Here is a 23,037-nt window from a genome sequence, read left to right as displayed (position 1 = left end):
TATTTTCTCTTCAACATCATCAGATACTATTCAATCTTTAGGTGATTGAATAGTATCTGATGATGTTGAACATTTAAATAAAGTTGAACTCATTTTTTCTCTCTTTTTAAGATATCTATATATTTGCACATAAAGTCTCTTCTCCTTTTACAATTCTAATAGTTTTATTAAAGCCAAGGTATATATCTCCATATTCTTTCGTATATGATTTATTGGTACTCTTTCATCTACTCCATGACCACCAGTTTTATACGCTAAGAACTTAGGTCCAAACGCCACCATATCTTTAAACCAACTTGCATATGTGCCACCACCCATAGCAATTGTATATCCATTTTCATCTGTTACTTCTTCATAGGCTCTCAATAATTTTTTAAGTACTAAATTACTCTCATCCACATAATGTAAGTCTTTATGAGCAATAACTTCTATTTTCCAACCATTACAAAAAAACTTTTTGAATCTATCTATTATATTATTTAAAACTATATTTTTACCATACCTTATATCTAACTCACATACGATTTTTTCCTCATTTACCTTTAATATTCCTAAATTTAAGGTAGTGTTTTTGAATACCTCATCATATTGATTAATCCCCAATGCATCTCCATAATAGTCACTACAAAGGTATTTTGAAACTAATTCTATATCTTCTCTATACTGAAAATCCATATTATCTTCAACTATCTTTATTATCATTTTAGATATAGCATTTTCTCCCTTTTCAGGATTACTTGCATGCGTAGCTACTCCTTTAGTAGTTAACTCTGAAATAATTCCATTAATAATTTTTGCAGTACAATGAGATGGAACAACATTTTCTTTAGTTCCTCCACTTACTATTATGTAAGGCTTACTTTTATCAATTTTAATCTCTTTTTCTATCCTTATATGAACCCTTCCTTTTTCTCCATTAACCACTGGATACATAGCATCTGGAGTAAAGCCCATACTTGGAATTTCTTCACCTTTATCTAAGTAATATTTGATACATTCCATACCTGTTTCCTCATTTGTACCAAAAATTAATCTTATTCTTTTATTAATTGTAGGATACATATCCTCTATGTTTTTCAATACATGTATAAGCATAGACACAGCCCCCTTATTATCTACGGCACCTCTTCCATAAATAATATTGTCGATTACTGTTCCCGAAAATGGCTCTACACTCCACCCATCTCCTGGTGGAACTACATCTAAATGCATTGGAATCCCTATCAATTCTTCTCCTTCTCCAATTTCTGCATATCCAATATAATTATCAATATTTTTAACGCTAAAACCCAAACTAGCGCAGTAATCTAAAGTTTTCTCTAAAGATTTTTTAGGTCCTATACCAAAAGGACATTGTGAAATAGGTTCACCTTGTTGTGTATCAATTTTTATTAATTCTTTTAGGAATTCTACTGTTCTATTTAAACTATTATCTACACTTCTACTTATATCCATAAATCAACCTACTTTCTGTTTTTTTAAAGCCTGTTCTTAAAGAACAGGCTTTTAGCATTAAAAACTATTTTCTTGTGAATACTAACTCGCAAACTTCATCATCATGAGCACATTTTTGAGCAAACTCTAATCTAACACCTTGTGCACAATCAACTCTTCCATAATCACCGTAGCAAGCTAATCTACAAATTTCTTTTCTTTCTTCTTTAGTTAATCCATATTCTTTCCAAGCAGCATCTAATGGACAGTGATGGAATTTTAAAACTCCATTCTTATCTGTATTTTCTACTAATTCCATTTCAAACACTTTTTGTCCTTTACTGTTATATAACATTTCTGCCATTTTTCCTGGAGTATCTGCTACGCTATATTTTTGACCTCTCATTTTACCAAATCCATATATTGCTTCTTTACATACATCATCTGGATTAACTCCTAATTTTTCAGCTTCTTTCATAAGAAGATAGAACCATACCGCTCTTTCTCCTGTTGCTCCTCTAATTCCTTCTAAATATTCTTTTTCTGTATACATTTTTTCTGACATTTCTTTCTCCTCCTAAAATTAAATTCTATATTTTAATCATTGTAAATTAGAATATTCCAATGAATGACCCTACCAATGCTACTACAACTAAAATTACTAATAACTTAGTTATTGTCCACTTCTTGTATTTCATTCCCCAATATACAAAGAATACAACACCTAGTGGTAATAAACCTGGAGCAATCATGTTTAACGTATCTTGAACAACAATTGCTTTACCACCAATATCAAATGATAATGGAGTTGAAAGCTTAACTGTAGTTGCAGATAAGGCTCCCATCATAAACATTCCTAGAATTGAAGCACCATCAATTATCTTATTGACAATACCACCTGATAGAATTTTCTTAATTGAATCTCTACCCAAAGAATATCCTAAATGGAATAAGTAATAGCCTTCGCAAAATAGTAATATACTAAACATTATTGGGAAAAATGCACCTATAACACTTCCTTCTGCTCCAAATGAAGCACCTAAAGCTAAGAATATTGTTTGAAATGTACCAAAATCTAAAGTATCTCCAATTCCAGCCAAAGGTCCCATAAGCCCATTCTTAACACCTGAAATAACTTCTCCTGGGATTTTTCCTTCAGTAGCCTTCTCTTCTTCCATAGCTAAAACTGTACCGTGAATTAAACCTCCCCATATAGCTTGAGTATTGAAAAATTGTAAGTGTCTCTTTAACGCATCTACTAAATCTTCTTTTTTCTTATATAACTTTTCTAAAGCCGGAGTGAAACTTGCACAAACTGCTAATGCTTGCATTCTTTCAAAAGAGTTAGATAATTCTGCTGTCCACCACCATCTTAGATATGTTTTTGTTACATCTTTCTTCGTAAGTACTTTTGTCTTATTAACTTCAGTTGTACCTTGTTCATTTTTAACTTCTTTATTTTTTATTTCTTGCATCATACTTCACCTACCCTTTTATCTTCTTTCATAAATGTAACTAAAAGAGCTATACAAACACCAAATATTGCAGCTGCAGTAATTGAAATTTCAAAATATTGAACCATAAAAAATCCTATAATAAACATTGGTAAGAATTTATTTTTACCTATAGTAAATATTGTTGTTGCAAAACCTAATGCAGGTAATATACCACCCATTACTGTTAATCCATTCATCAACCATTGTGGTATAACATCTAATAATGATTTAACTAAATCTGCTCCAAAAAAGTTACATACAAAAACTATTGGAAATCTTAAAACAAACCCAAATATTAAAGAGTAAAGTGTTGCACATCTCCATATACCTTTTGTGTTACCTTCTTCGGCATACTTATCTGCCCTATGAACTAATACAGCATTACCAGTTCTTCTTAAGTTATTAACTAATACTCCTATAACACCTAAAGGTACCGCAATAGATACTGCAACTTCTGCATTAACACCAGTTTGAAGTGCTACTGGTATTGCAATAAGAGCAGCTAAACATTTATCTGATGGAATATTTCCTCCTGCTGCTACCATTCCTAGATAAACCATTTCTATACTTGCACCAACAATCATACCAGTTGTTACATCACCCCAAAGTAATCCAAGACTAAAACCTATAAATAAAGGGGACTTTAGTGTTGAAAAAAGGGTATACCCTGCAAGACCTGCTGCAAACCAATACCATAATCCTGTTATAATTGCCAACATCAAAACAGATTCCATTTATAATTCCTCCTAATTTATAATTTTTATTTAAATTTCTTTAACGCATTTTCATATGTCATAGATGATTCCTCTGGTATAACTTGTAGAACTATTTCAACCCCATCTTCATTAAGTTCATTTAGTTGTTCTACATCTTCATTTCCTAATGAAACAGCTGTAAATACCATCTTCTTTCCTGCTTCATTTGGGATACCTCCTAATTGAATCTTTTCATATTTAAGTCCAGCCTTATACGCCTTATTTGCCATATCAACATTCTTAAATAGAATAAATATATTTTTATCTCCTAAAGTATTGTTTTGGAATGCTTGTCCTGCATCTTCTGCTGTTAAAATAACTACTTCTACTCCTGATGGCGCTGCCATTTTATATATGTCAGCCATAAATTCATCTTGACCTAAGAAGTCATCAACTATTATTATTTTTTGAGCTTGAGCGATTTTCACCCATTTTGTTATAACTTGTCCATGAATTAATCTGTGATCTACTCTTACTAATGTTATTTTTGCCATTATATCCACCTCATAATTTATATTTTTTTAAATTCCTTAATTAAATCCACACAAAGGTTATTATTTTTTTTGACGATTCTTTCTGGTAATGTATGTACTTTATCTTCTTTGCTTAATTCTTCATCTACGATTAAAATTGTCTGTAAGCTAAGTCCATTTATTGCATCTATCCCTCTTCTTATAGCAACAGATATTGCAACACTTGATGTAGATCCACCATACAAATCTGCTATTATAATTTTCACATCCTCTTTATCTACTACTTCTTCAACCTCTTTCATGAATACAGAAACATCTTTTTCAGAGCTTAGTGATAAAACTTCGTATTGATTTGACAATCCAAAATTTTTATTTGCTTCTTCTATTAATACCTTTCCCCAAGTTCCATGGCAAAGTATGATTGCCTTATATTTATTCATTGTTAAACAAACTCTCCTTTATAGCGATTAATACTGTGATTTAATTCTACTTCTTCCTCATCAGGTACCATTTGAATTGATACATTTATATTTTTTTTAATAAATTTATCTATTAAAAGAAACTCTTTTTTATTAATGTATACATTTTGAGATATTTTCTTTTTTCCTATTCCTGTAGGTATTCTTCCAATAATAAGTTTTTTAATATCAATTCCTTCTTCTCTCATTCTATTTGCAGTATCTAAGTTTTTAATTAATACAAAAACGTTATCATCAGCTTGGTTATTATAAAAATACCTCCTTGATTCACTTACAGTTAATATTGATAAATCAATATTCTTTGGTGCTGCCATTTTTACCAAACCTTTAGCAATAACATCATTGGTTGTTTCATCATCTACTACTACTATTTTTTTAACACCTAGATACTTAACCCATTTATATATCACTTGACCATGTATTAATCTATCATCACATCTGCAATATTTTACTAAAGACATTTTTAATCGAACTCCTTTTTCTATTACATTGAGCTAAGAACTTTATTAATATGATTTATACCAGTTTTCCCCGCTTCAATACATGCCTCTGCTAACTCTTCTAAACTTTTTCCCTCTCTATTAATTAAAGCTTCAAGTAGCATTGTAAGATTTACTCCAGTAAGTGCATGAAACTTTCCACCTTTTTTAAGGTTTAAACTTGCAACATTACTTGGTGAACCTCCTAATAGGTCAGCTAATACTAAAACTCCGTCACCTTCATCTAATTCATTTAACTTTTCTACAAAATTTCTATTTAAGTCTTCAATATTATCATTCCTATTTAGTTTAAGTGCTGCTGTTCTTTCTGCTGGTCCTGCAATAAGTTCACAGCTTTTTATAATTTCTTCACTAAAACTTCCATGAGTCATAACTATTATCCCTATCACCAATCTCACCTCACTTTTCTTGTCACTTTTTATATAAGCAACTGCCGTGCCAACTTATGTGTATCAATAACAAATGGCTATTATACGGGATTTAATTAAACCTTTTCACTTAATTTATAAAAAAAAACTTACTCTTTCAATATGTATCAAAACCTTTTTCAAACCTGTATTAAATCTGTATCAAAAAGAAGTAAAAAAAGGTAGCCTTTTGGCTATCCTTAAATTTTGTATCAACTTTTGAATTTATCTGTATCATACTGTGATTCAAATATATCTAATATATTTGCATATTCCATATCTGAAATAATTATATCGAATATCTCTTCTACAAGCTTAAAACTTTCTTTTATAACTAAATATAATTCTTTACTTCTACCAATTCTTTCTTCATATAATTTATAAACTAAAGACTCTTTTATTATTACTCTTTCAATCATACATGAACAATGAAATATAAACTTTACTAAAAGCTCATCTTGAATTACTAAAGAATAATGTTCGCTAATTCTATTAATTACTTCTTTTAATATAAAATAAGCCTTTTCCCCATTTAAAAAAGTCAAAGTTTTACTAATATTATCAATTAGTAATCTATCAAAATATCTACCACCATTATCTTTTTCAGCATATGTAATTTCCATATCTCCATAATGTTTCTTTATAGATTCTATAATATTAAAATATAATTTCTCTAATGTCATTTCCGGAGTTAGAGCCTTTCTAGTTGCTTCTATTACAATAGGTGTACTTACCATATCTATTGCTTTTACTTCTTTTCCAGTAGCATCATGAATAACTTTAGCAAATGTTAAAATAGACCCCATATCAGTTAGAATTAAAATTCCCTTACCTTTGTCAATTTTATTGGCTATTTCTACAGCTTGGACTAAAATATCCTGAACTCTATCTTCTAATCCCATATTGATTGCCACTGCATGGTTACAATCCAGTAAAGTATTAGCTACATTCACCATGCTAGATGCCGTAGATTCACCATGCATTATAACTAATATTGCTATACTCTCCTCATTTAATCCCACATAAGATAAATAAAGAAACGTTGCTAAAAAAATTGCTTCATCTTCTGGAAACTCAACTCCATACATTAACGACACGTTAGATAATATTTCCTTTGCTATGTTATATTCATATGCTCTTTCCTTCATAATTTCATCTTTATTAGGGTGCTTTACTATGTTTCCAATCTTTATTCTTTCAATTAAATTCTGAATATGTAAGGCTATAGCTTTTATTAATTTATCTAATCCTTCTCTTTTGCTCCATTTATCATGCTTTTGTAAAATATACTTCACAGTAGTTGCAATTGAATCATTAACAATATTGTTATAGGCTGTTTGATTACTACTATTATATATAAAAGTATTCATTAAATTATAGGAATACTTCTGTATATCTTCATCTATAACGCTTCTAATTTGTGACTCTTTAATACCTTCTTGTTGAAGTTTATTCCAAGTTTCTTTTATCATTCCATAGAAATCTAAATCATATTTTTTATTTTCTATTAATAAATTTTCACTTTCAAAATTCTTTTTTTCTGGTAAAAAAGTAATATCATCTTTCCCAATAAAACTGAAGTTTTGTACAAACTCCTCTTTTCTATTATTTCCATATAATGATTCTCTAATATTGTTTGGTAGAAGAGAGAGTCTTACATATACACATTCCCTTTTATAGGTCATATAATCTAAAAAAGCTCTTGCACAAATTAATTGTATGTCGCTTTTTAATTGTCCTATATTTCCCTTACACTTATATAAAATAAATGCCTTAATAACTTCCTTTGAAACCTTTACCTTAACACCAATCCTAATACTTTCTTCTTTAAAAAAATAACATATAAGCTTCATTCTCTCTTGAAAACCTCTTTCCTCTAAAGATGGAATCTTTATAGTTACAGGTATTCTTCTTAAAAATGTATCCAACATTGCTGTCTCTGGGTCTTCTGTAGTAGCTGCAATTATCATAACCCTACACTCATGTACCTTATTAGCCTCTCCTAACCTTCTATATATACCTTTATCCATAAGCAGAAATAGCATTTCTTGTCCCTCTGCAGATAACCTATGAACTTCATCTAAAAACAATATTCCATTATTAGCCTCATGTACAAGACCATACTTATCTTTATCAGCTCCAGTAAATGCTCCTTTTACATATCCAAAAAGCTGTGCTAATAATAATTGCTGATTATCAGAATAATCAGCACAGTTAAATATGATAAATGGTGTATTATCACTATCTTCTTTTATAGTTAAACTATACTTATACATATATTCTGCAAATATAGATTTACCAACTCCTGTAGGTCCTATTATTAATGTACTCAACCCCTTAGGTGGATATATTACTGCTGCTTTAGCTTGCTCTATCTGGGACTTTAAACTTCCGTCACAGCCTATTAAATTAAAAATATTGTTCTCTTTTTTTATACCCTCTACAATATACTCATCTTTGATAGAATCATTTTCACTATATTCGTTTATAGAGTTAATATTATCAAATATCCCTTTATTTAGTTTCTTTCCTAAAATACTCTCAATACTTTCTTTATATAAGTACTGAACAGGTTTTCCCTTTATCTTTATAATAGTACTTTCCTTTATTAATTGATTTAATTCCTTACTAGCATTACTTCTATTTATACCTACTTCAGTAGCAATATATTCTGCATCAAATCCAAATCTAATGCCATTATTAAGGTTCAAGTGTTCTTCTGTTAACCTTTTCAAGCAAATTAAAACTTTTTCTTTCCTTGATAGCTTCTTTTGTATCATAGTTAACCTCCCGTATAAGCAGTAATACTGTTAAATATTATTAAGCTTAATTCTATAATATTTTAATATTTTTGTCTAATTGTGTAACTATTGATTTTGTTTCCTGTTCGTTTTATAATATAAATTACGTTACCATCATCTTTTATAGAGGAGGAATTTATATGAATTTTTTATCAGATTTACACACCCACTCTATAGTCAGTGGTCATGGCTATAGCACTTTGTTAGAAAATATTAATTATTGTAAAGAAAATGGAATTAAGATACTAGGTACATCTGAACATGGTCCTAAGATGCCTGGTTCTCCCCACAAAAGGTACTTTCACAACATTCAAAATATCCCAAGAATCATAAATAACATTATAATCTTAAGAGAATGTGAAGCAAATATACTTATCTTATCTTGTCATTTCACGAAGCCGTTTTTTCACCAAATACATTAGAGAATAATACTAAAGCCTTAATAAATGCAATAAATAAGCATGATAATATTAAAATATTAGGCCACCTTGGAAACCCAAACTACCCAATCGACTATGAATTAATCATTAAATTAACCATGGAAAAGAATATCTTAATAGAAATAAATAATTGTTCTATCAAAGGTGTCTCAAGAAATGGTAGCTCGGATAATTGCAAGTATATTGCCACACTTTGCAAAAAATATGGTACTAAAATCATACTAACTTCAGATGCTCACATTTGTTTTGATATAGGTAATTATGAGTATTCTGAGAATATCTTAAAAGAAATTAATTTTCCAGATGAATTAATAATGAATTATCCTAAAAAACTTATTAATCATTTTCAACAAAAAGGTAAATTACTAGATGTTGATTATACAAATATTTGAGTAATAATACATACTTAATTTAACTCTTATAAAAACCTTAGTACTATTTATATTATATTAAATGAGGAAATTATAATGAAGAGTCTATTTAATAAACTAATAAATAAGGATATTTCTTTAAATACTTTTCTCTATATTCATATGTCTGAGAAATTAAACTCCTTTCAAGTTAAAAAAAATTATATTTCAATTATAAAGCATTAAACTCAACTGTTATACAAAGTAGAGTTTGAAATATATTTTAAAGAGACAAATCTGGTGAATTTATGCCAAGTTTTATTGTCAAATCTATTGACAAGTAAACTTGGTATGATATAATGAAAATACCAAGTAAACTTGGCATCCAAATAGGAGGTGTCTTATATGAATAGAGAAGAAATTTTAAGTAAAAGTCGTCAATCTAATAGAGATGAAGGATTAGAGTATATTGAAAATAAGGGTAGAAAAGTAGGATATTCAATTTTCGTATGTGTCTGCTTTTTCATTGAAATATTTAATGCCTTTACTGGACAAAAAAACGATGCGATACTTGCTTTATTTTGGACATTTGGGCTTTCTGAAAATATAATAAAGTACCAATTCACACATGAAAAAAAGAATTTAATTTGGGCTATTATTTTCTTAATTTCAACTATATTCTCATTAACTAATTTTGTTTTATCATCTTTGAGGTAAACGTATGAATGAAGAATTAATATTAAAAAATCACTTAAAAACGGCAAGAGCAGAGAAAAAATTATCTCAAAGCCAACTAGCTGAAATGGTTGGAGTATCAAGAAACACGATTAGTTCAATAGAAACAGGTCAGTTTAATCCAACAGCAAAATTAGCACTTATTTTATGTATCGCTCTAGATAAAAAATTTGAAGATTTATTTTACTTTGAATAAAATATATTGTAGTCATAAAATATAAAACTATCTATGACCATTGCATATTTTATTCATTGGTGAAACTTAAAATAAAAATATTTAAATAAATAAAACAAAAAGAGTAAATGATTAGATATTTATTATCTTATCACTTTACTCTTTTATTTGTTTTAAAGTCTTATCCATTTTATATTTCAAAAACGAATGCTCTATCTCTATTCCAGCAATATCTTTTATTTCTTCAAAAGTTAATTTAAACGATTTACTACCATTTTTCTGAACATATTCCCATAAAGAACTATATTTGCTCATCTTATATCACTCCTTTTAAACTTATATTTTATCTATTAATTTATATTCTATCACTACTAATGTATAAAGTAATGCTACTTATTATTTATATACAAAATATGCAAATAATAAGTAGCAATTTTTTATAATCATCATATTTTCTTCAAATTGAATAAAAATCAACTATAGTTAAAATATTTTTTAAAGGAAATCTATCCCACCATAAAATAAATTTTAATTGTTCTTATTTTTATTATGTAATTATTCAAAATAATATGTCATTATTGAAATGCACATCTAGTAGCTAAAATTTTTATACATTGATTATTTAAAAATCTTTTCATTGCATTTAAATTAAATCTATCAATATTTCGGTAGTAACGTTTTCTTTCTTTTCATTATGGATGTCAATTCAATTATAATTAAAGTTCTACATCAACTTTTTTACCACTCATTGAACAACAACTAATTTTTGCCTTATCAATAGAAAATATTTCAAATTTGCCATCTCCTACAGAGTACATCTGGCTTAAACTTGGCATTATTTCAAGTGCCTTAGCTTGTGTCTCTTTTGATGTAACGAATACTGCTTGACCCAAAATACGTAGAGTATTAAGGTTTTGGTCTATACAGCAAAGCTCAACCTTTGGATTAAAAATAAGTTGCTTAAACATCTCCTTCTGATTAGATGTGCAAAATGTAAGCTTGCCATCATATTCCATAACAAATCCTAGAGGACGCACATGTGCTTGATTGTTCTCATCAGCTGTTGCTAAATAATAAACTCCCGCTTTGTTCAAAAATTCTAATACTTTCATAATTTTTACACCCCTTTTAAATACTTGTATTAAGGATTATCCTTTGATATAATTTTAATATAAAATACAGAAAAAACAAGTATGCAGTTTTTTCTGATAAAGTATAAAAAAGATACTAATATAAATAGGGAGTAATTATAATGAATTTAGATAATGAAAAGAATATGACTACAAATATTGAAGAATTAACCTGTCCAATACGTTATGCATTAGATATTGTCGGTGGTAAGTGGAAATTACCTATTATATGTATGTTAGCAGTTGATAATCCGATTAGATATAGTAGCATAAAAAGAAAACTAGATGGAATTACAAATACTATGTTAGCTCAATCATTAAAAGACTTAGAGTCTGATGGCATTATTCATCGTAAACAATATAATGAAATCCCTCCAAAAGTTGAATATACATTGACAAGTAAAGGTAAAAGTATTGTGCCTATTTTACAACAACTTGCTAATTGGGGAGCTAGCAACATGCAAGAAAAAAATATGTGTGGACTTAGTTGTAAGGAATGTCGAAAAAGAAAGTAAATTGAAGTTTATTAGATTATTTGCAACAAATTTTATTCTTGTCTATAGCATTTTCAATTCTTCTTATATCTTTATCACTCAATTTAATGTCTTTAGATTTTAAAGAGTCCAGTAATGTAACCCTTCTTAATGCTCCAACCAAAGTTATAATACCATCCCTTTTGATAAAACCCATGCAAGAGCTACTTGTGGAATAGTAGCTTCTTTTTCATCTGCTATTTCCCTTAAATTCTCTAGCAGTTGGTAACTTGAGTACTTTTACTAGTCAGAAATAACTCCTATAGTCTCTTCTACTTGTATTGCTAAATCTATTCTTGCAGGTTGATAAAGGTTTTATGTAATCTAGATTTAATCTCTTAAGAGCCTATATTACATGATTTTTTATATTAAAATGATTGACATCAAGACCATATATTTGACCATTAGGTGTAACAAAAGCCCCTATTTTTACAGATACAAAAATTTTTCTAATTTATATAAGTTATTAAAAATTAATATAAAACAGGATGAGTATACAAATCATCCTGTTTTATATCTTAAGCTCTAAATTTAATCAGTTCAAGTGTATCATTCAATACGGATATATTATCTACTTGAATCATTAACCACTTACTACCATTAAAAAAATTTATCTCGTTGTATATTTGTTTGATATAATCACAACAAGTATTGATAAATAAATCGACTTCTACTCTATTACTCTCATTTACAATAACCAAAGCCTTAAAAGAACCCTCTTGTGGATATAAAGTACATAATGATTTATCTCTTTTTTTGTACTTTATATTCCAACCTCTTTGCATTGAACATTTACTATATTCAAGCTTAGGTTCTACATTATAAGTTGAAGTCACAACATTATTTAGCTTGTCCCATAAGGGGCTATTGATAAACTCTTTGATTTGCTCAAGTGTTGGTTTATTATCTTGAAAAAACATATCTTGCCAATCCATATTCATCACCCTTTCTATTGTTCAATAGGCACTGGAATAGTCCAATGTTCCATATATGCCACTTCAGGTGTATTAGGATAATACATTTCAATCGCAAAATCAGTGGCTATTAAATTATGATTCTTCATCCATCTTTCCATAAACTTATCCGCTTTAAAAACAGCTGAATCAACTAACTCATTAAAATTTTCTGCTTCAAATCCACATACTAAATACTCTTTAGCTGGTAACTCAAAAGTACTATATCCTTCCACCGATGTACCTGGCTCCACTTCTATACCTGCCATATACATACAATTTCCTTCTTTTGCATTTCCCATATAAAGAGCAGCAAATTCATTTCCACCTTGAATTTGATTTGGTATATTATGTTTTTGATTTCCAAGTTCCATCCATAATTCCTTCGCTGTTGCGATACCAGTTGTTTCACCTCCCATTAGCTGACAAATAGGTATTTCTCCTTCTATTCCAATAAAAGTCCTTGGATTACTCAATTTTCTGCGAGTTACTTCAATTACTATATCATCTGCAATTAATGGTACACCTTCATCAACCATAATATAATTTAAAATTAATTCTGGCTTAACAAATTGATTAAGTTTTACTGGATTTGTTCTATATTCTTCTGGAGTTAATCCATATGCTTTTTTAAAAGCACGTGTAAACGTCTCATGACTTTCAAATCCAAAACTTAAGGCTACATCAAGTATACGATTCTTATGTTCTGCTAAATGTTCAGAAGCTTTTGCAAGACGACGAAGTTTTATATACTCCATTACTGTTTTATTGACTAATCTTTTAAATAGTCTTTGATAATAAAATAGTGATAAGTTCGCTTTATTCGCTAGCTTATTAATTGATATTTCTTCTGATAACCTTTCTTCTATTAAGTCTAATGTGATTTGAATAGATTCCCATGCATGCAAGTTATAAGTACCTCCTAATATTGTTATTAATTGTATACCTTTATATTATCAAAGCTAAAAAAATGTTCTTGATATACAGTGCCCTTTTTAATTTTTTATCTAATAATACTGAGTTTTATTACTTTTTAAGCAAATATAAAATACATATGAACATAAAATATAGCAAATCTCATCCAAAGATTTGCTATATTATATATTTTATTAAGCTATTTTTAAATACTTCATTTATTTCCTTATGAAAAAAATCTTTCATATCGTCTATTTGTTCTTTATCATATACATACTTACCATATCCAAATTGACCATATTTAAACTTTCTATCTTCATTTTCCATTGGTAATAGTGTATCTGGATAAATTTCTAATATTCTATTTTTTGCTTTAGTTGTATATCTATGAGATATAACTTCAAATATAATTTTTTTATCAAAATCCTTTGGCAAAGCTTCTTTTATGTTTCTAATAAGACTTCTATATTCTTCTTTCCAACCTTCATATAGAAAAACAGGTGCTATTATAAAACCAATCTGATAACCAGCTTTAGCAAGTTTTACAGCTGATTCTATTCTTTTATTAGAAGACGCTGTATAATGTTCATGTCCTTCTATAATTCTAGGAGTGTTTATACTGAATCGTATTTCTGTATGATTATTATGTTCGACATCCAATAAGCTATCTACATCACTGTATTTAGTAACAAATCTAAATCTTCCCTTTTCTTCTCTCCCAAAAAACTCTATTGTTTTTTTCAATGAATTAGTATATGGTTCTACTGGAACTGGGTCTGATGTAGCTGCACCTTCAAATATAGTAACTTGTGGTTTTCTATCTTCAATATATTTCTTTGTTTGTTCAAGTATTTCATCTACATTTACAAACACCCTTATAAATGGTTTATCTCCTAATTGTGTATTTAAATAGCAATATTCACATCTTCCCATACATCCACTAACAAGTGGTAGTTGATAATTGGCAGAAGGTTTACATGTTTGAAACTTCATACTTTTCCTAATCCCAACTACCATGGTCTGTTTTCCACTTCTATATTGCTCATATAGATTTTCACCTGGAATATGTTCTTTAATTCTATTTGACGATATATTAATTATCTCTACATCTTTTTTATCTTTAAATTTATTATAGATACTTTTGCCGACATCAGTATCTAAGGCACCTTTTTCGAATATTATTCTTTTGGGATTAAACATTTATTTCACCTCTACTTAAAGTTTTTAAATTAAAGATTTTTATAAAATATTACTTAGTTAATCTTCCCTTTTTTAAACTCCTTTATTTATTATAAAGTAAAATAAAAGTTTAAGATAAATTTACTATATATACCTTATTAGTTACAAATTTCTTACTGATAATAAATGTTTTTATCTAAAATTAAATATATAATGTTAAGTTATAGATATTTATAGTATATTTCCCTTATTTGTTCCTTATTAAAAGTTTTTGGATATCTCTTAATATTTACAGCTGATATTTTCATACAATTATCAGTTAACCAATCTATATCTGATTTTTCAACACAGCGTAATTATGTATTAAAACATAAATTACAAAACAATCTTTTACTTAATTATATGTATTATTTTATCCTATATAAAGTTAACTCTATTTAACCAAACACAAGTTTTAATGATAATCTATTTAAATATTTAAAACTTAATCAATAATAAAAAATAAAGAAGAATTAAACAAAGATAATTTCAATTATCTTAAAATAACTCTTCTCATAATATTAGATACTTTTTTCAAATTTACTTTAATATATTTAATCTTATAACTCTATTAACATGTTCATAAGTTTATTACTTCTTTGAACAAATGAATCTAATTCATCTGGTTTTAATTCTTTATTAGAAAGTAAAGCTAAATCTGCTATCTGATTACAAATAAGTGTAATCTTATCTTTCTTTTCATCATCATCTTTAAGAGAAACTAATTTTTTGATTATTGGACTGTTTTCATTTATAACAAGAGTCTTTTCTTCCTCAAAGTTCATCCCTAAATCCATTCCAGCAAATCTTGATTGCATTTCTGCCATTCTAATAGATTGTTCCGATACTAACACCATAGCTGGAGTGTTTTCATTTTTCAATCCTTCTACAGAATAATTCTTAACTCTTTCTCCAACAGCTTCTCTAAATAAGCCTTCTATCTTGGCTATCTCTTCTTTGTTTTCTTCACTATCTTTATTTTCATTCTTATCTTTTAATACATCAGAAAGGTCTGCATCTATTCTATTAAACTTCACACCATTTTCTTTATATTCCATAAATGAAATAAAATGAGTATCTATTGATGAGTTTAACACAACAGCATTTAAGTCGTATTCTTTAAATAATTTAATGTATTGCGATTGTTGCTCCTTATCACTTACATAAAATACTTTATTTTCATGTTTATCCTTACATTTTTCTAGATAATCTTGTAATGTTATATATTCATCATCAATAGTTTTAAATAATATACATTCTTTTACTTTCTCATAGAAACTTTCATCTTTTAAGCAACCATATTTAATAAATATTTGTATATCATCCCAGAATTTATTGTATTCTTCTCTTTCATTTTTACAAAGAGATTTTAACTTATCAGCTACTTTTTTAATTATATGTTTAGAAATTTTACTTACATCTCTGTCATTTTGTAAGAAACTTCTTGATACATTTAATGGTAAATCTGGGCAGTCTATAACACCTTTTAATAAAAGTAAAAATTCTGGTATAACTTCTTTTATATTATCAGCCACAAACACTTGATTGTTGTATAACTTTACTTTTCCCTCAGTCAATTCAAATTCATTTTTTAATTTAGGGAAGTAAAGTATACCCTTTAAGTTAAAAGGATAATCTACATTTAGATGTATCCAAAATAACGGTTCATCAAATACATGGAATACTTTTCTATAAAATTCTTTATATTCCTCATCAGTACAGTCTTTTGGAGATTTTAACCATAGAGGATTAGTGTCATTTAAAGGTTCAATTACCTTTGCATCTACAACTTCTTCTTCTTTTCCATCTTCCTTTTGTTTTTTAGCTTTTTCTTCTGCTTCCTTAGCTTCTCTTTCCAATCTTTCAACATCTTCTAAATATATTTCTACTGGTAGGAAAGAACAGTATTTATCTATTATCCCTCTTACAGTAAATTCATCTAAAAACTCCTTACTATCATCATCAATAAATAGTGTTATAGTAGTTCCTCTATCATTTCTAGTATCTGATTCAGATATTTCATATTCTGTACCACCTTCAGATATCCATCTTACAGGAGTTGCTCCTTCTGTATATGAAAGTGTGTCTATTTGTACCTTTTTAGACACCATGAATGCAGAATAAAATCCTAATCCAAAGTGACCTATTATATCATTTGACTCTTCCATTTTATCCTTATATTTATTAAAGAAATCTTCAGCACCTGAAAAAGCAACTTGATTTATGTATTTTTTTATTTCTTCTTCAGTCATACCAATTCCATTGTCGATAAATTTAAGTGTACCTTCTCCTTTATTTACAGATACTGTAATTTTATAATCTGGTGACTTATTTTCTGATATTTCTCCTAATGATACAAGTCTTTTGTGTTTACTTACTGCATCACACCCATTACTTATAAGCTCTCTTATGAATATGTCTTTATCAGAATATAACCATTTTTTAATTATAGGAAAAATATTTTCTGTATGAATTGAAATACTCCCTTTTTCAAACTCCATTTTTATCCCTCCTCATTTTATAATTAATATTTTAAATTTTTTAAAATAGTATGTCAATATATTATAAGCAAATTATTTTAAAATGAAATAATTTATTTTTCTTATTTAATTTAATTATTCTTCTTTTAAAATTTCTTTCACTTTTGAGTTATTATACATGCTATTAGGTACCTTATTAACCAACTTCTTTAATGTCAATTTAGAACTTTTTAAATCGCCATTGTTATAATACATCATACCTAAGTTATAATAAGATTCATCAAAATAGGCATCTTTTTCCGAGTAATTTTCTACATACATTTTATAATATTCTTCAGCAGTTTCATAATCTTTTAACTTTTCACTAAGAAGAGCAACTTGATAAGTTGCTTCTGATGTGTTTCCCTTATTTTTACCTATATCTGCAACTTTCTTATATAGTTTTATAGAAGATTTAGTTTTCTTTTCTGACTTTAAATTATTTGCCTTAGACATCAATTCATCCTCTGTAAATAAGTCAGAATCTTTATCATCTTCATTTTCTACAATATTTTTTTTAGATTTTACATCCTCTTTATTGAGTTTTTTATTACTCTTATCGATATTAGAAGTCTTATTGACATCCTCATTTCCTTCTATATCATTTTCTTTATTACCTAAACTAGAATCTATTGACTCCTCATCCTTAGTTTCATTATTTTTAGATATTTTATCAGTTAAATTATTCATCTTATAAGAACTATATATATTTTGTCCTATTAATAATATTCCTAATATTATTGTTATATATAGGTACTTATTTTTTTTAATACTTTTTTTCTTATTAGAATCTGAACTTTTCTGATTTTTGCTTGAACTCTTTTCTTTAGCTACATTTTTAGTAGCATCAATTTTATGGCTATTACTACTTTTATGCAAAAACTCATTCTTATAATTATCTACATTTGCATTACTCTTAATTTGTATGTTAGCACTATTATATATATCTAACGTACTATTTTCTTGATTTAATAAATAATTTTCTTTATCAATAGTCTTCAAGATTTCTAAACATTCATCAAATTTTATATATTCTTCTTCCTTATCATAAAGTAAAGCAAGCAACTCATAAGGTTCTATTAAATCACAGTATTGCTCAGTTATAAGTTTAAAACCTTGTATAGCTTCTTTATACATTCCTTTGTTTATTAACCTTATAAGTTGATTGTACTTTTCAAAGAAAATTAAAAACTCCTCAGATGTAAGCATGTTTATATACTTTTCACACAGAGCAGTTTTTTCACAAATTAAACTTTTATAGAAACTTTCTACAGACTCATCAAAATTACATTTTAGTAAGTTTACAAGACCTGTGAGATTTAATATGTCAACATCATCTGGGTTTAAATCTCTTGCTTCTTTTAAAAATTTCAATCCACTTGATATACAATTATTATTTATATTATTAATAGATTCATTATATAGAGAACATGAGTCTTTTTCATTGAATTTTAATATATCTTTTTTTATATCATTTAAGTTTAAAATAAATACCACCTCATGCCTTAAGTATTAATTAATGTTATTTCTAAACAAGAGATTTTACCATATCTTCTTCACTTACTATACTTGTTACTTTTACACCAAAGTTCAAATCTACTACCACTACTTTTCCATAGGCCAATACTTTATTATCTATTAGTATTTCTACGTCTTGATCTGCTAAAGTGTCCAGTTCAATAAGAGAACCTTTATTTAAATTCAAAATATCTTTTAGACTCATTTTAGTTCTTCCTATAACTACAGATAACTCCAACTTAAGGTCAAGTATCCTCTGTATGTTATTTCGGTTAGCTTCAGAGACATCTAAAGCTAATTCATCATCTCCATCAATTTCACTTCCAACTTTATCATTTAACAACATCTTCGCTTCTTCATCTGAAATAAGATTACTATTGTCCATAACTACACCTCTTTTCCAACAGCATCATTTATTTTTACACCTTTTTTACTTGATATAAATCCTGGTGTTGCTGTGTATGATTTTGAATTTTCTACAAATACATCTATATAATCATTTATTTTTTTATTTGTTACTATTACATCTCCAACCTCTAGTTTAAGTAAATCTTCAACATTAATTGATACTTTACCTACCTCTGCAATAACCGATAATTCTATATTAGATACACTATTGTAAATTTTTTGGGTAAATTCTTCTGAATTATCCCCTGCATCATTATCTAAAAATTCTACTACAGAGATACCTTCTAAGAGAGCCTCTAAACCATTGTACGGGAAACAAAGAGAAACAGTACCAATATACTTATTGTTATTTAAGACTTTTAAATCTACAACGCATACAGGAGCAGTTGGAGAACACAATTGTGGTAAATTAATATGTGTATGTGTATCCAATACTTGTATATTTTCAAAGCCTTCAAATAAATGCATATTTCTTACTAACTCCTCCATAAGATGTAAAAGCACTTTCTTATCAAGTTCTGTAAAATCTCTGTCGCTATCTCTTACGACTCCATTCCCTCCAGCAGTTATATCAATCCACATATCAGCTACACTTCTATCTATTCTAAAAGAAAAGTTTTTCATAATAGGTTCCATTGCATTTTGTACTACTACACATGAAGCTGTCACTCTATCTAAAAAAGTTTGATAATTTACTTGGTCTATACTATCAACAACCATGTTAGAATTACACTTAAGTTCATAAACTATATAATTTTTATATTTTTTACAGAATTCAGCTAATAAAAAATTTAAACTAGTTAAATTTTCTCTTGAATAACTCTGAGGTTTGCCGAAATCATACTCTTTCATATCATACATGAATATTCCTCACCTTACATAATTATTTAGCTCTTAAATTATTAGCTATTTGCCACATTTCATCTGCTGTCCTTATTCCTTTTGAATTCATTTGAAATGCTCTTTGAGTGACTATTAAATCGACAAATTCTTCTTGTAAAGAAACATTTGACCTCTCCCTATACCCTTGAACTATATCTACTTTCTCAACTTGTTTAATCTGTGCTGCATCAGTTGCAACGAACAGACTATCTCCTTCAGATATAAAATTTTGAGTTCCTATAGGTTGATATAAGTTTATTTTGCCTATTTTCTTATTATCTACGAATAAATCTCCATTTCTTGAAACTGTTAAGTTTGTACTATCTATATTCGTATTATTATAGTTATATCCTGCATCAAATTGAACATCTAATGTATTTCCATTGTCATCTACAATCTTACCTAAAGCATCTACATTAAATCCACCATTTCTTGTATATGCATATGTACCATCTTTTCTTATCACTCTAAAGAATCCTTCTCCATCTATCGCCAAATCACTCTTACTACCTGTAGGAACTAATGCACCTTGTTCATAAATTCTCATGGGAGCTGATGCCTTAGCTCCTGTTCCAGTCGATATATCTTTACCATTTGTAGGATATGATGGTCTGTTTAGTACTTCATCCACTAAATCAGAATATTCCATATTTATTTTTTTATATCCTGTTGAATCAGTATTTGCTATATTGTTAGATATTATATCAAGTTTACTTTGATTTGCTGATAAAGCTGTTTTACTAGTATAAAACATTGTGTACATAAAAATTCACCTCCTATTACCTATCTTACTGAACCAATCTCACTTGCTATTTTTGCTAATTTAGAATCCATAGCTTGAATTATTTTTTGATTTGCCTCATACTCTCTTGATATTGTCATCATATTATTAATTTCAGATACCATATCTACATTAGAAGACTCTATTGCACTTTGTATTGTAAGTGCATCATTTACTTTTATAGCTCCTCCTCCAGAATACAAGTTATCTCCTTCTTTTTTTAATTTATTATAGTCATTAAAATCTACAATATTAAATTTGTACATAGCATTTCCGTCTAGTGATATTGTATTATCTTTTGCTACTTCAAATTTTTGATTTCCTACATTTATATGACCTACAGCACCAGTCGCAGTATTCGTCCCAAGTACATAATACCCTTCACTTGTTATAAGGTCACCTTGATTATCTGTTCTGAAGTTCCCATTTCTAGTATAAAATTGATTTCCAGCTACATCACTAACTAGAAAAAATCCCTTACCTTGAATAGCTACATCCATTTTATTATCAGTAGTTTTTATAGGACCTTGATTAAAATTTGTGATAGTTTCATCCATAGAAACACCTGGACTTATATCGCCTATAGCTTGCTTTTGTTTAGCTCCATTTGCATAATTATTATAACCTTCTAGTTTTAATTCATCAAAACTTTTAGTTAGAAGTTGTTTACTTTTATATCCATTTGTATCCATATTGGCTAGGTTATTGACAACAACACTTTGCTTTTGTTGATTAGTTATCATAGCAGAAACTGCTGTATATAATCCTCTTATCACATTATAACCTCCTTCTTTTGTAAGTACTTATACAGTATTATCTATTCTAAAACTTTCATCTCACTTTCATATTTCATACCTAATGTTCTGGCTTTTTTTTCTATCTCTGCCTTACTCATATCATTATTACTAAAAAGCATTATACATAAAGTTGATATTAATATACCAATCCCTATTCCCAAGAATACTTTTTTATCAAATAATAATATTCTTATATTTTGTAACAACTCCTTATTAATAACAGCTCCCCCTTTCCAATATCTAGCGCCTTGCATATTTCTACATCATCATAACCTGAATTTATAAGATGTTTCACTTTAAGAGATAGCTCATTTTCTTGTTTTACTTCCTTTTTTGATTCTATAAATGTGCTTTCCTTTATTTCTTCATTAGTCTTTATTAAGTTATAATTTTCATAAACTTTTATATTATTATTACTTCTTATTTCAGCAAGTACTTTATCTAAAAAGAATCTTCTTTTTTCTGCAACTATTAATCTATCATTTGATTCATATTCTTGCTCAAATATTTTGTCAAAGTATCTGTTATCCTTATTTTTTGGTTCCTTATGTAAATTTATAACTATAGTTACTATTATTAAAATAGACACTATTATTAATATAATTTGTATCATCTCATCAATCACCATCTATATAGAATATTTAAGTTCTTTTATTTTATTTCTTAGGTTTCTTATCGATTTTCTGTGGAGTTGTGAAACTCTTGATTCTGAAACACCTAGCACTTTCCCTATCTCCTTTAGATTTAAATCTTCATAATAGTACAGTGAAAGTATTAATTTTTCCCTTTCCTTTAAATTACTAATTGCTTTAGATAGAATCTCTAACTTTTCTTCTTCTTCTATTACATTTTCTGGAATCTCTTCTTCTCTATCACTTATTACATCTTGTACAGTTTCATTTGTATCTTCAAAGACTACATAGTTTAATGACACAATGTTTAGCATGTCTATATTACTCTCGATATCATGAAGTTCTTTTTCTGAAACATTTAATTCGTTTGCAATTTCATGTGAAGTTGGCTCTCTTAATAATTCAGATTGCAACTTTTCTACCACTCTATTATACTTATTTACTTTAGTTAAATTATGTTTAGAAATTGGACTTTGATTTCTGATTTCATCTAATATGGCAGATTTTATCTTTATATAAGAATAACTAGAAAATTTTGCTCCCTTTTCAGCATCAAATTTATTTATTGCATCAATTAATCCAATGACTCCACTATTTACTAAATCTTGATATTCAAAACCTTTCCCTGGTATAAAAAATTTTCTTGCTATACTCTTTACAAGAGGCATATTCTCTTTTATTAATTCTTCTCTATTCATTAACTACG

The 23,037-nt window shown here is 28.0% G+C and carries 28 protein-coding genes; 4 read left to right on the top strand and 24 right to left on the bottom strand.

Annotated features, from left to right (window positions below):
- Positions 1-147 precede the first annotated feature (147 nt).
- The 9 genes from IR152_RS11810 to IR152_RS11770 form a co-directional block, all read right to left on the bottom strand.
- The gene (locus IR152_RS11810; protein ID WP_227452170.1) at positions 148-1,455 is read right to left on the bottom strand and encodes a M20 family metallopeptidase; all 1,308 of its coding nucleotides are present in this window, start codon (positions 1,453-1,455) and stop codon (positions 148-150) included.
- Between the two features lie 64 nt (positions 1,456-1,519).
- Positions 1,520-1,999 (bottom strand): L-2-amino-thiazoline-4-carboxylic acid hydrolase, encoded by a 480-nt coding sequence (locus tag IR152_RS11805; protein ID WP_227452169.1) that lies wholly within the window; start codon positions 1,997-1,999, stop codon positions 1,520-1,522.
- Positions 2,000-2,045: 46 nt separating this feature from the next.
- The gene (locus tag IR152_RS11800) at positions 2,046-2,912 is read right to left on the bottom strand and encodes a PTS system mannose/fructose/sorbose family transporter subunit IID (protein WP_227452168.1); all 867 of its coding nucleotides are present in this window, start codon (positions 2,910-2,912) and stop codon (positions 2,046-2,048) included.
- Positions 2,909-3,664: a PTS mannose/fructose/sorbose/N-acetylgalactosamine transporter subunit IIC gene (locus tag IR152_RS11795; RefSeq protein WP_227452167.1), complete on the bottom strand. Its 756-nt coding sequence runs from the start codon at positions 3,662-3,664 to the stop codon at positions 2,909-2,911. The genes IR152_RS11800 and IR152_RS11795 overlap by 4 nt, the downstream gene beginning before the upstream one ends.
- A gap of 26 nt (positions 3,665-3,690) precedes the next feature.
- Positions 3,691-4,179 (bottom strand): PTS system mannose/fructose/N-acetylgalactosamine-transporter subunit IIB, encoded by a 489-nt coding sequence (locus tag IR152_RS11790; protein WP_227452166.1) that lies wholly within the window; start codon positions 4,177-4,179, stop codon positions 3,691-3,693.
- A 17-nt stretch (positions 4,180-4,196) separates the two neighbouring features.
- On the bottom strand, positions 4,197-4,598 hold the full coding sequence (locus IR152_RS11785; protein ID WP_227452165.1) for a PTS sugar transporter subunit IIA: 402 nt from the start codon (positions 4,596-4,598) through the stop codon (positions 4,197-4,199).
- A gap of 2 nt (positions 4,599-4,600) precedes the next feature.
- On the bottom strand, positions 4,601-5,098 hold the full coding sequence (locus IR152_RS11780) for a PTS sugar transporter subunit IIB (protein WP_227452164.1): 498 nt from the start codon (positions 5,096-5,098) through the stop codon (positions 4,601-4,603).
- Positions 5,099-5,121: 23 nt separating this feature from the next.
- Positions 5,122-5,535: a PTS sugar transporter subunit IIA gene (locus IR152_RS11775; RefSeq protein WP_227452163.1), complete on the bottom strand. Its 414-nt coding sequence runs from the start codon at positions 5,533-5,535 to the stop codon at positions 5,122-5,124.
- A 221-nt stretch (positions 5,536-5,756) separates the two neighbouring features.
- Positions 5,757-8,324: a sigma-54-dependent transcriptional regulator gene (locus IR152_RS11770; RefSeq protein ID WP_227452162.1), complete on the bottom strand. Its 2,568-nt coding sequence runs from the start codon at positions 8,322-8,324 to the stop codon at positions 5,757-5,759.
- 403 nt (positions 8,325-8,727) lie between these two features.
- On the opposite strand from IR152_RS11770, the gene IR152_RS11765 reads away from it, so the two are divergent.
- The 3 genes from IR152_RS11765 to IR152_RS11755 all read left to right on the top strand — a co-directional run bounded on the left by IR152_RS11765 (position 8,728) and on the right by IR152_RS11755 (position 10,066).
- On the top strand, positions 8,728-9,177 hold the full coding sequence (locus IR152_RS11765; protein ID WP_413927495.1) for a hypothetical protein: 450 nt from the start codon (positions 8,728-8,730) through the stop codon (positions 9,175-9,177).
- Between the two features lie 363 nt (positions 9,178-9,540).
- Complete coding sequence (locus IR152_RS11760; protein ID WP_227452161.1) at positions 9,541-9,852, top strand: DUF6442 family protein; 312 nt, start codon at positions 9,541-9,543, stop codon at positions 9,850-9,852.
- Between the two features lie 4 nt (positions 9,853-9,856).
- The gene (locus IR152_RS11755; protein ID WP_227452160.1) at positions 9,857-10,066 is read left to right on the top strand and encodes a helix-turn-helix transcriptional regulator; all 210 of its coding nucleotides are present in this window, start codon (positions 9,857-9,859) and stop codon (positions 10,064-10,066) included.
- A 135-nt stretch (positions 10,067-10,201) separates the two neighbouring features.
- Here IR152_RS11755 and IR152_RS11750 read toward each other — a convergent pair whose 3' ends face one another.
- Both IR152_RS11750 and IR152_RS11745 read right to left on the bottom strand, forming a co-directional pair.
- On the bottom strand, positions 10,202-10,360 hold the full coding sequence (locus IR152_RS11750) for a hypothetical protein (protein ID WP_227452215.1): 159 nt from the start codon (positions 10,358-10,360) through the stop codon (positions 10,202-10,204).
- A gap of 401 nt (positions 10,361-10,761) precedes the next feature.
- Positions 10,762-11,157 (bottom strand): pyridoxamine 5'-phosphate oxidase family protein, encoded by a 396-nt coding sequence (locus IR152_RS11745; protein WP_227452159.1) that lies wholly within the window; start codon positions 11,155-11,157, stop codon positions 10,762-10,764.
- Positions 11,158-11,297: 140 nt separating this feature from the next.
- On the opposite strand from IR152_RS11745, the gene IR152_RS11740 reads away from it, so the two are divergent.
- Entirely contained in the window at positions 11,298-11,690 is a 393-nt protein-coding gene (locus tag IR152_RS11740; RefSeq protein WP_227452158.1) for a winged helix-turn-helix transcriptional regulator, read from the top strand.
- 16 nt (positions 11,691-11,706) lie between these two features.
- On the opposite strand, the gene IR152_RS11735 is transcribed toward IR152_RS11740, so the two are convergent.
- The 13 genes from IR152_RS11735 to IR152_RS11675 form a co-directional block, all read right to left on the bottom strand.
- The gene (locus tag IR152_RS11735) at positions 11,707-11,865 is read right to left on the bottom strand and encodes a hypothetical protein (RefSeq protein ID WP_227452157.1); all 159 of its coding nucleotides are present in this window, start codon (positions 11,863-11,865) and stop codon (positions 11,707-11,709) included.
- A gap of 361 nt (positions 11,866-12,226) precedes the next feature.
- Entirely contained in the window at positions 12,227-12,643 is a 417-nt protein-coding gene (locus IR152_RS11730) for a DUF3788 domain-containing protein (RefSeq protein WP_227452156.1), read from the bottom strand.
- A 14-nt stretch (positions 12,644-12,657) separates the two neighbouring features.
- Entirely contained in the window at positions 12,658-13,569 is a 912-nt protein-coding gene (locus tag IR152_RS11725) for an AraC family transcriptional regulator (RefSeq protein WP_227452155.1), read from the bottom strand.
- Between the two features lie 184 nt (positions 13,570-13,753).
- The gene (gene splB, locus IR152_RS11720) at positions 13,754-14,776 is read right to left on the bottom strand and encodes a spore photoproduct lyase (protein ID WP_227452154.1); all 1,023 of its coding nucleotides are present in this window, start codon (positions 14,774-14,776) and stop codon (positions 13,754-13,756) included.
- 578 nt (positions 14,777-15,354) lie between these two features.
- A complete protein-coding gene (gene htpG, locus IR152_RS11715) occupies positions 15,355-17,295 on the bottom strand; it encodes a molecular chaperone HtpG (protein WP_227452153.1) in 1,941 nt (646 codons plus the stop codon).
- A gap of 114 nt (positions 17,296-17,409) precedes the next feature.
- On the bottom strand, positions 17,410-18,810 hold the full coding sequence (locus IR152_RS20290; RefSeq protein ID WP_227452152.1) for a tetratricopeptide repeat protein: 1,401 nt from the start codon (positions 18,808-18,810) through the stop codon (positions 17,410-17,412).
- A gap of 31 nt (positions 18,811-18,841) precedes the next feature.
- Positions 18,842-19,216, bottom strand: coding sequence for a FliM/FliN family flagellar motor switch protein (locus tag IR152_RS11705; protein WP_413927494.1), 375 nt, complete (start codon positions 19,214-19,216; stop codon positions 18,842-18,844).
- A 2-nt stretch (positions 19,217-19,218) separates the two neighbouring features.
- Positions 19,219-20,100: a FliM/FliN family flagellar motor switch protein gene (locus tag IR152_RS11700; RefSeq protein WP_227452151.1), complete on the bottom strand. Its 882-nt coding sequence runs from the start codon at positions 20,098-20,100 to the stop codon at positions 19,219-19,221.
- Positions 20,101-20,122: 22 nt separating this feature from the next.
- Entirely contained in the window at positions 20,123-20,884 is a 762-nt protein-coding gene (locus IR152_RS11695; RefSeq protein ID WP_227452150.1) for a flagellar hook-basal body complex protein, read from the bottom strand.
- A gap of 20 nt (positions 20,885-20,904) precedes the next feature.
- Positions 20,905-21,678 (bottom strand): flagellar basal-body rod protein FlgG, encoded by a 774-nt coding sequence (locus IR152_RS20285; RefSeq protein ID WP_227452149.1) that lies wholly within the window; start codon positions 21,676-21,678, stop codon positions 20,905-20,907.
- 41 nt (positions 21,679-21,719) lie between these two features.
- Positions 21,720-21,905, bottom strand: a complete 186-nt coding sequence (locus IR152_RS11685) for a flagellar protein (RefSeq protein WP_227452148.1) — start codon at positions 21,903-21,905, stop codon at positions 21,720-21,722.
- Complete coding sequence (locus tag IR152_RS11680) at positions 21,890-22,312, bottom strand: DUF6115 domain-containing protein (RefSeq protein ID WP_227452147.1); 423 nt, start codon at positions 22,310-22,312, stop codon at positions 21,890-21,892. The genes IR152_RS11685 and IR152_RS11680 overlap by 16 nt, the downstream gene beginning before the upstream one ends.
- A 15-nt stretch (positions 22,313-22,327) precedes the next feature.
- Positions 22,328-23,029, bottom strand: coding sequence for a sigma-70 family RNA polymerase sigma factor (locus IR152_RS11675; RefSeq protein WP_227452146.1), 702 nt, complete (start codon positions 23,027-23,029; stop codon positions 22,328-22,330).
- Positions 23,030-23,037: the final 8 nt, after the last annotated feature.

Source organism: Clostridioides sp. ES-S-0108-01 (assembly GCF_020662285.1).
In the GTDB taxonomy this organism is placed as follows: Bacteria; Bacillota; Clostridia; order Peptostreptococcales; family Peptostreptococcaceae; genus Clostridioides.
The sequence above is the reverse complement of the archived record's forward strand: the minus strand, read 5'-3'. Positions and strand labels throughout refer to the sequence as shown.

Bases quoted from the DNA above. Each gene is read 5' to 3' on its own strand.
- splB (WP_227452154.1), bottom strand. From the start codon at position 14,776: ATGTTTAATCCCAAAAGAATAATATTCGAAAAAGGTGCCTTAGATACT.
- IR152_RS11780 (WP_227452164.1), bottom strand. From the start codon at position 5,098: ATGTCTTTAGTAAAATATTGCAGATGTGATGATAGATTAATACATGGT.
- IR152_RS11795 (WP_227452167.1), bottom strand. From the start codon at position 3,664: ATGGAATCTGTTTTGATGTTGGCAATTATAACAGGATTATGGTATTGG.
- IR152_RS11680 (WP_227452147.1), bottom strand. From the start codon at position 22,312: ATGATACAAATTATATTAATAATAGTGTCTATTTTAATAATAGTAACT.
- IR152_RS11810 (WP_227452170.1), bottom strand. From the start codon at position 1,455: ATGGATATAAGTAGAAGTGTAGATAATAGTTTAAATAGAACAGTAGAA.
- IR152_RS11805 (WP_227452169.1), bottom strand. From the start codon at position 1,999: ATGTCAGAAAAAATGTATACAGAAAAAGAATATTTAGAAGGAATTAGA.
- IR152_RS11760 (WP_227452161.1), top strand. From the start codon at position 9,541: ATGAATAGAGAAGAAATTTTAAGTAAAAGTCGTCAATCTAATAGAGAT.
- IR152_RS11755 (WP_227452160.1), top strand. From the start codon at position 9,857: ATGAATGAAGAATTAATATTAAAAAATCACTTAAAAACGGCAAGAGCA.
- IR152_RS11695 (WP_227452150.1), bottom strand. From the start codon at position 20,884: ATGTACACAATGTTTTATACTAGTAAAACAGCTTTATCAGCAAATCAA.
- IR152_RS11745 (WP_227452159.1), bottom strand. From the start codon at position 11,157: ATGAAAGTATTAGAATTTTTGAACAAAGCGGGAGTTTATTATTTAGCA.
- IR152_RS11705 (WP_413927494.1), bottom strand. From the start codon at position 19,216: ATGGACAATAGTAATCTTATTTCAGATGAAGAAGCGAAGATGTTGTTA.
- IR152_RS11735 (WP_227452157.1), bottom strand. From the start codon at position 11,865: ATGGGTTTTATCAAAAGGGATGGTATTATAACTTTGGTTGGAGCATTA.
- IR152_RS11785 (WP_227452165.1), bottom strand. From the start codon at position 4,598: ATGAATAAATATAAGGCAATCATACTTTGCCATGGAACTTGGGGAAAG.
- IR152_RS11770 (WP_227452162.1), bottom strand. From the start codon at position 8,324: ATGATACAAAAGAAGCTATCAAGGAAAGAAAAAGTTTTAATTTGCTTG.
- IR152_RS11730 (WP_227452156.1), bottom strand. From the start codon at position 12,643: ATGGATTGGCAAGATATGTTTTTTCAAGATAATAAACCAACACTTGAG.
- IR152_RS11740 (WP_227452158.1), top strand. From the start codon at position 11,298: ATGAATTTAGATAATGAAAAGAATATGACTACAAATATTGAAGAATTA.
- IR152_RS11675 (WP_227452146.1), bottom strand. From the start codon at position 23,029: ATGAATAGAGAAGAATTAATAAAAGAGAATATGCCTCTTGTAAAGAGT.
- IR152_RS11790 (WP_227452166.1), bottom strand. From the start codon at position 4,179: ATGGCAAAAATAACATTAGTAAGAGTAGATCACAGATTAATTCATGGA.
- htpG (WP_227452153.1), bottom strand. From the start codon at position 17,295: ATGGAGTTTGAAAAAGGGAGTATTTCAATTCATACAGAAAATATTTTT.
- IR152_RS11750 (WP_227452215.1), bottom strand. From the start codon at position 10,360: ATGAGCAAATATAGTTCTTTATGGGAATATGTTCAGAAAAATGGTAGT.
- IR152_RS11800 (WP_227452168.1), bottom strand. From the start codon at position 2,912: ATGATGCAAGAAATAAAAAATAAAGAAGTTAAAAATGAACAAGGTACA.
- IR152_RS11700 (WP_227452151.1), bottom strand. From the start codon at position 20,100: ATGTATGATATGAAAGAGTATGATTTCGGCAAACCTCAGAGTTATTCA.